The following is a 7,010-nucleotide window of genomic DNA, read 5'->3' on the forward strand; positions in this document are numbered from 1 at the left end:
GCGTCAGATCGTGCTCTCCAGCGACCGCCCGCCCAAGGACATTCCCACCCTTGAAGAGCGGCTCCGCTCGCGGTTCGAGTGGGGCCTGATCTCGGACATCCAACCGCCCGACCTGGAGACGCGGATCGCCATCCTGCGTAAGAAGGCGCAGATCGACCGCCTCAAGGTGCCGGACGACGTCCTGCTGTTCATCGCCGAGCGGATCGACACGAACATCCGCGAGCTCGAGGGTGCGCTCATCCGCCTCGTCGCCTACGCGAGCCTGCACCAGCGCACCATCGACTTCGACCTGGCGCAGGACGCCTTGAAGGACATCCTGCCGCAGAAGAAGAGCCGCGCGATCACCGTGCGCCTGATCCAGGACGTGGTGGCCGAGCACTTCATGATCGACCTAAAGGACTTCAAGATCCGCAAGCGAACACGGCAGGTGGCGCTGGCGCGCCAGGTCGCGATGTACCTGTGCCGCGAACTCACGGACCTGTCGCTGCCGCGCATCGGCGAGGAATTTGGCGGGCGCGACCACACCACGGTGCTCCACGCCCACGAGAAGATCAGCCGCGAGCTCAAGACCGACCCGGACTTGCGGCAGACGATCCAGCACCTTCGGAAACGGATCACGGGATGAGGTGTCGACAAACCTGGGGACAACCCCGGGACAACCGTTGGACAATCTGGGGATGACCGGCACGTTGTGCACAGGCCGGCGCGGGACGGCACGAACATGTGGACGACAGGGGCTCTCGTGCACACGCTCGTCCACAGCGAATCCACACCCGCGGCTCGGCAAGTACAGGGCATCCGCGAAGTTGTCCACAGGACGCCGCGCCGACTACTACTGCTACTCCGTGCAAATCAAGAGTAGAACTTGAGGGAGGACGACCATGCACATCACCGTCCAGCAGGAAGACCTGGCCTCCGCGCTTCAAATCGTGCAGCGCACCACTGCGGCCCGCACGACGCTGCCGGTCCTGACCGGCATTCTCTTCGAGGCGAGACACGGCATGCTGACGCTTTCCGCCACGGACCTCGAAACGGCGATCCGCACCACGCTGCCGGCTTCCGTTGCGGATGAGGGCGCCGTCGTGCTCCCTGCTCGGTACGTGGTCGAACTTGTCCGGCGCGCGCCTTCGGGCGAGATCTCGATCAGCACCGAAGGCGAACGGGCCCAGGCCACGGTCCGCTTCGCAAAGTCGCAGTATCGCATGAACGGTTTCCCGCACGAGCAGTTCCCGATGATGGCGCAGGATTTCGCGGGTTCCCCCCTGGAACTGCCCCAGCAGCAGTTCCGCGATGCCGTGCAGCGGACAAGCTTCGCCGTCTCGACCAGCGACATGCGCCCCATTCTCACGGGCATCCAGCTGCGCATCTCCACGAGCGGATTTCACGCCGTGGCCACGGACGGGATCCGCGTCGCGCATTACCGTGGGGAAGGCGGCTCGGCGGACGACGCCGTCGAGGTCGTCGTTCCCGGGCGAACGCTTCAGGAGCTGGCCCGGCTGCTGGGGGACGCCGACGCCAGCGTCCGGCTTGGCATGCTGGAGAACCGGCTGCTCGCCGAGGTGAACGGCGTTCTCTTCCAGACCACCGTCCTGAACGGGCAATACCCCGCGGTGCTCGACATGATGCCCAAGTCCTACGGCGTGGAGATGGAAGTCGATCGTCGCGCGTTCGTGGAGGCCTGCGAGCGCGTCGCGCTGATCGCGAGCGCCCCCGACCAGTCGAACGCCGTGCGCATGTCGATCGCCCCCGGAGGCGTGACCCTGAGCGCCCAGGCGCCCGACGTCGGCGTGGCCGAAGACTACGTGGAAGCCTCGGTGACGGGCGAGGCCCTGGAGATCGCGTTCAACTCCAAGTACCTCTTGGACGGCTTGCGCCACGTCGACGGCGAGGTCGTGCGGTGCGCCTTCTCCGGGCCCATCGGCGCGGCGCGGTTTTGCGGCGAGAGCGACGACTACGAATACTTCCTCTTGCCGATGCGGATTTCCTGAGCCATGCAACCGGTGCGGGTGGACATCGCGAAGCTTCCCGTCAAACTCGACGCGTTCCTCAAGATCTGCGGCGCCGTGCAGACGGGCGGCGAGGCGAAGGTCGCCGTGCAAAGCGGGCGCGTGCTCGTCAACGGCGAAGTCGAGACGCGGCGCGGCCGGAAGCTCGTCGACGGCGACCGCGTCACGATTCCGGGCGCGGGCGAATGGGTCGTGAACGGCAAGGACGGCGGGTCCTCCACGGACGGGATATGAGCCGCGCGATGCCGCAGGAATACCTTGAGCGCCTGTTTCTCCGGCACTTTCGAAGCTATGCCGAGCTCGCCCTCGAATTCCGCCCGGGCGTGAACGTGTTGATCGGGCCCAACGGCGCCGGCAAGACCAACGTGCTGGAGGCGATCCACTACCTCGGTCTTGGCCAGTCGTTCCGGACGGGTAGGGACGGCGAGGTGGTGCGGTGGGACGAGGCCGGCTTCTACATCAAGGGCCGCCGCGTCGACGGGCTCGGCACGCTGGACCTCGAAGTCGCGTTCCACAAGGCGCGCGGCAAGGCCGTCCGCGTCGGCGGGCGCCCGCTGAGCCGGCTCAGCGAGCTGTTCGGGACGTTGCCGTGCGTCGTCTTCACGCCGGACGAGCTCTCCTGGTTGAAGGGCTCGCCGGGCGTCCGGCGGCGGTGGCTGGACCACGTCCTCGCCCAGATCGACCCGACGTACGGCGACAACCTCGGTGAGATGCGCGCCTGTCTGGTGCAGCGCAACCAGGTCCTGCGGGACATGGGCGGGAAGCCGCGCCCCGGCGCGCTGTTCGAGGTGTGGACGGAGCAGTACCTCGACGTGGCCTCACGCGTGGCGGCGGCGCGCGTGCGCGGCCTCGTGGAACTGCAGCCGCTCCTGCGCGAAGAGCTGCAGCGCATCGCTCCGGACGAGGACGCGGACCTCGGCCTCGTCGTCTCCGCCAGGCCCGGATCGGGTGACCGCATCCGCCGCCTCGACGACGTCCCCGCGACGGCCGACGCGTGGCGGCGCTGGTACGCGGACGAGCTTGCGGCCGCATTCCCGGACGAGGCGGCGCAGGGATACACGCTGGTCGGGCCCCACCGCGACGACGTGGCCGCGTTCCTCGGCGGCCGGGACGCGCGCCGCTTCGCGTCGCAGGGCCAGCAGCGATCGTTCGTGCTGGCCTTGAAAGTCGCGGAGGTGCGCCGCCTCACCGAGGTGCTCGGCAAGACGCCCCTCCTCCTCCTCGACGACATCTTCTCCGAGCTCGACCCGGACCGGCGCCGGCGTCTCACGTGGCTTCTGGAAGGACGGCTGCAGGCGTTCCTGACGACGACCGAGCTGGACCTGGTCCCGCGGGAGCGCGTGGCGCGCATCTTCCGCGTCGGCGATGGGCGCGTCGAGGTCCTCGAGGAGGGAAACGCTTGAGCGAGCGCCTGGGTCACGCGCTGGAGCGCACGCTCGCCCAGCTCGGCCTGAAGCAGGCGGCGGACCGCCAGTCGGCCGTGAGACTGTGGGACGAGGTGGCCGGGCCGCACCTGCGGGAACACGCGCAGGCTGTCGCGGTGCGCGGCGAGGTGCTCGAGGTCGTCGTCGCGGACTCTGCGTGGGCGAACCAGGTGGCGCTTCTCAAGCAGGAACTGCTCGACCGGCTGAACGCCCGCCTCGCCCCTGAACGGTTGAAGGATCTCCGCGTGCGCGTCGGCCGCGTGCGGCCGCCGGAGGCGGAGCGAGCGGGCGACATGCTCGCCAGGGACGAAATCGAGTTGGCGAAACGCGATCTTCGCCGCATGCTGGAGGAAGAGGAGACGTCGCTCGCCGCCGACCTGCGCGCGGCACTTCTCGAGTTCGCGGCGCGCGCCGAGGCGCGTCGCCGTCGCCGCGAGGGGCGCTCCGCCGGCCCGGCGCGCGACACCGAAGCGGTCGCATCCGACAGGGAAGGGTGACGCGAATTGTACCTGCACGTCGGCGGGGACGTGATCATCCGCGCGTCGGACATCGTGGCGATCCTGGAACGGAACACGGTGGTCACCGGCGCCGCCACGCGGGAGTTCCTCGGGTTCATGCGGGCGCGGGGCAAGGTGGAGGATCTGTCCAACGGGGACGCGAAGACGGTGGTCGTGTGCCGCGACCGGGTCCTGCTCTCGCCGATTTCGGCGTCGACGCTGCGCAAGCGCATCGGCGACTTCGACCACCTCAGGCCCTGAAACGCGCAATGCGCTATACTATGCGTGTTTAGACAGTTTTGTGCCATCGTGTCGACGGGGCCAGATTCGCCAGTTGCGGATCGGGGCGGCCCATTTTACGTGCCTTTCGGAGGAGTGCGACCATGCCGTACGACGAGAGTCAAATTCAGGTACTGGAAGGGCTCGAAGCCGTCCGGCGCCGCCCCGGCATGTACATCGGCTCCACGGGTACGCGCGGGCTGCACCACCTGGTCTACGAGGTGGTCGACAACTCCGTCGACGAGGCGCTTGCCGGCGCCTGCACGAACATTCACGTCGTGATCCACGGGGACGGCTCGGTCTCCGTGGAGGACAACGGGCGGGGCATCCCCGTCGGCATCCATCCCAAGATGGGCCGTCCGACGCTTGAGGTCGTGCTGACGGTCCTGCACGCCGGCGGCAAGTTCGACAGCAACCTGTACAAGGTCTCGGGCGGCCTGCACGGCGTGGGCGTGTCGGTCGTCAACGCGCTGTCGGAGTGGCTGGTGGCGACGGTTCATCGCGACGGGCAGATCCACCAGCAGCGCTACGAGCGCGGCGTGCCGAAAACCGACGTGGAAGTGATCGGTTCCACCGACCGCACGGGCACGACGATCCATTTCAAGCCGGATGCTGAAATTTTCGAGGACACGGAATTCAAATACGACATTTTGGCCCAGCGCCTGCGCGAGCTGGCCTTCCTCAACAGCGGCCTCACGATCACGCTGGAAGACCGGCGCTCCGGGCAGAAAAACACTTTTTACTACGAGGGCGGCATCGTCGCGTTCGTCGAACACCTGAACAAGAACAAGACGCCGCTCCACCCGGAGCCGATCTATGTCAGCGGCGAGCGGGACAACATCAGCGTGGAGGCCGCGCTGCAGTACACGGACGGCTACGTCGAAAACATCTTTTCCTTCGCGAACACCATCCACACGGCCGAAGGCGGCACCCACGAGGCCGGGCTCAAGGCGGCGCTGACCCGCGCCGTCAACGATTACGCGAAAAAGTACAACCTCCTCAAGAACGGCGTGGACACCCTCTCCGGCGAGGACATCCGCGAAGGCCTCACGGCGATCGTCAGCGTCAAGCTCCCGGAGCCGCAGTTCGAAGGCCAGACCAAGACGAAGCTCGGCAACAGCGAGGTCCGCGGCGTGGTGGAGACGGTCGTCGCCGACGGACTGTCCGTGTACCTGGAGGAGCATCCGACGGCTGCGCGTGCCATCGTGGACAAGGCCGTGCTCGCCGCGCGGGCCCGCGAGGCGGCGCGCAAGGCGCGGGAGCTGACGCGTCGCAAGAACGCGCTGGAAGTGTCCGCGCTCCCCGGCAAGCTGACGGACTGCATCTCGAAAGATCCCGCCGATTCGGAACTGTTCATCGTGGAGGGCGATTCCGCCGGCGGCTCGGCCAAGCAGGGTCGCGACCGCCACACCCAGGCGGTTCTCCCCTTGCGGGGCAAGATCCTGAACGTCGAGAAGGCCCGCCTGGACAAGATGCTCGGCCACGAGGAGATCCGGGCCATCATCACGGCGCTGGGCACGGGCATCGGGGACGAGTTCGACATCACGAAGGCGAGATATCACAAAGTCATTTTGATGACCGACGCCGACGTCGACGGCGCGCACATCCGGACGTTGCTTCTCACGTTCTTTTACCGCTACATGCGCCCGCTCATTGAGGCCGGCTACGTCTACATCGCGCGTCCCCCGTTGTATCGCATCGTCGCCAAGAAGGGCGACAAGACGCCGCGGTACGCGTATTCCGACGCCGAGCGCGACCGCATCATCGCGCAACTCGGCGGCTGGGACGCGATCGAGACGCCGCAGCGCTACAAGGGTCTCGGCGAGATGGACGCGGAACAACTGTGGGAGACGACCATGAACCCGGCCAACCGCACGCTCTTGCAGGTCTCCATCGAGGACGCGATGGCCGCGGACGAGATCTTCACGATCCTCATGGGCGAGAAGGTCGAGCCGCGCCGCGAGTTCATCGAAGAGCACGCCGACGAGGTCAAGAACCTCGACACGATCGGCTAGCGAGCCGGGAAGGGGGGACGCGCGGTCATGGCGGAAGCGGAGAGCAAGATCATCCCCATCGACGTCGTCGACGAGATGAAGCAGTCGTACATCGACTACTCCATGAGCGTCATCGTGGCGCGCGCGTTGCCGGACGCTCGGGACGGCCTCAAGCCCGTCCACCGGCGGATCCTGTGGGCCATGCACGAAGCCGGGCGCACGCCGGACAAGCCCTATCGCAAGTCGTCGGCGACGGTCGGCGACGTGCTCGGCAAGTACCACCCGCACAACGACGCGGCCGTGTACGACGCCATGGTGCGCATGGCGCAGGACTTCTCCATGCGGTACATGCTCGTCGACGGCCACGGCAACATGGGGAGCATCGACGGCGACCCTCCCGCGGCGATGCGGTATTGCGTCACCGGGGACACGCTCGTGGTGACGGATCGTGGCCTTGTGCCGATCGGCGAACTCAGCGCGAATCGGGACGAGGACATTTCCATCCGCGTGCTGTCCGCGGGCCAGCGCGTGAACACGGCGAGCAAATGGTTCGACTGCGGCCCCTTCCCCGTGCGCCGGGTGGTCACGCGCCTCGGGTACGAGGTCACCGGAACGACGAACCATCCGCTGTTGACGTGCGTGCCGGACGCGAACGGCCGTCCGACCCTCGCATGGAAGACCATCGCGGACATCAAGCCCGGCGACTGGCTGGTTCTCGATCGCAGCCAGGCCCTCTGGCCGGAAGACGAGCTGGATTTGACGGGGATGCACCCCAAGCCCGATCCTGGCTCGCGGCGGCAAGCGCAGGAG

8 protein-coding genes are annotated in these 7,010 nt (G+C 67.3%); all 8 read left to right on the top strand.

The features are described from left to right. Positions 1-625, top strand: a 625-nt coding sequence (locus tag IRZ18_07740; protein ID MBX5476994.1) for a chromosomal replication initiator protein DnaA, incomplete at its 5' end; no start/stop codon positions are given. 256 nt (positions 626-881) lie between these two features. Beyond that, positions 882-1,988, top strand: coding sequence for a DNA polymerase III subunit beta (gene dnaN / locus IRZ18_07745; GenBank protein ID MBX5476995.1), 1,107 nt, complete (start codon positions 882-884; stop codon positions 1,986-1,988). Positions 1,989-1,991: 3 nt separating this feature from the next. After that, entirely contained in the window at positions 1,992-2,240 is a 249-nt protein-coding gene (locus IRZ18_07750; GenBank protein MBX5476996.1) for an RNA-binding S4 domain-containing protein, read from the top strand. Positions 2,241-2,248: 8 nt separating this feature from the next. Further along, positions 2,249-3,409 (top strand): DNA replication/repair protein RecF, encoded by a 1,161-nt coding sequence (locus tag IRZ18_07755; protein ID MBX5476997.1) that lies wholly within the window; start codon positions 2,249-2,251, stop codon positions 3,407-3,409. Beyond that, positions 3,406-3,927: a DUF721 domain-containing protein gene (locus tag IRZ18_07760; protein MBX5476998.1), complete on the top strand. Its 522-nt coding sequence runs from the start codon at positions 3,406-3,408 to the stop codon at positions 3,925-3,927. Before IRZ18_07755 ends, IRZ18_07760 begins: the two co-directional genes overlap by 4 nt. A gap of 6 nt (positions 3,928-3,933) precedes the next feature. Further along, on the top strand, positions 3,934-4,188 hold the full coding sequence (locus IRZ18_07765; protein MBX5476999.1) for a DUF370 domain-containing protein: 255 nt from the start codon (positions 3,934-3,936) through the stop codon (positions 4,186-4,188). Between the two features lie 122 nt (positions 4,189-4,310). Then, on the top strand, positions 4,311-6,221 hold the full coding sequence (gene gyrB, locus IRZ18_07770) for a DNA topoisomerase (ATP-hydrolyzing) subunit B (GenBank protein ID MBX5477000.1): 1,911 nt from the start codon (positions 4,311-4,313) through the stop codon (positions 6,219-6,221). Positions 6,222-6,248: 27 nt separating this feature from the next. Next, on the top strand, positions 6,249-7,010 hold a 762-nt coding region (locus tag IRZ18_07775; GenBank protein ID MBX5477001.1), incomplete at its 3' end, for a hypothetical protein.

It is taken from the genome of Clostridia bacterium (assembly GCA_019683875.1).
In the GTDB taxonomy this organism is placed as follows: Bacteria; Bacillota; Sulfobacillia; order RBS10-35; family Bu92; genus Bu92.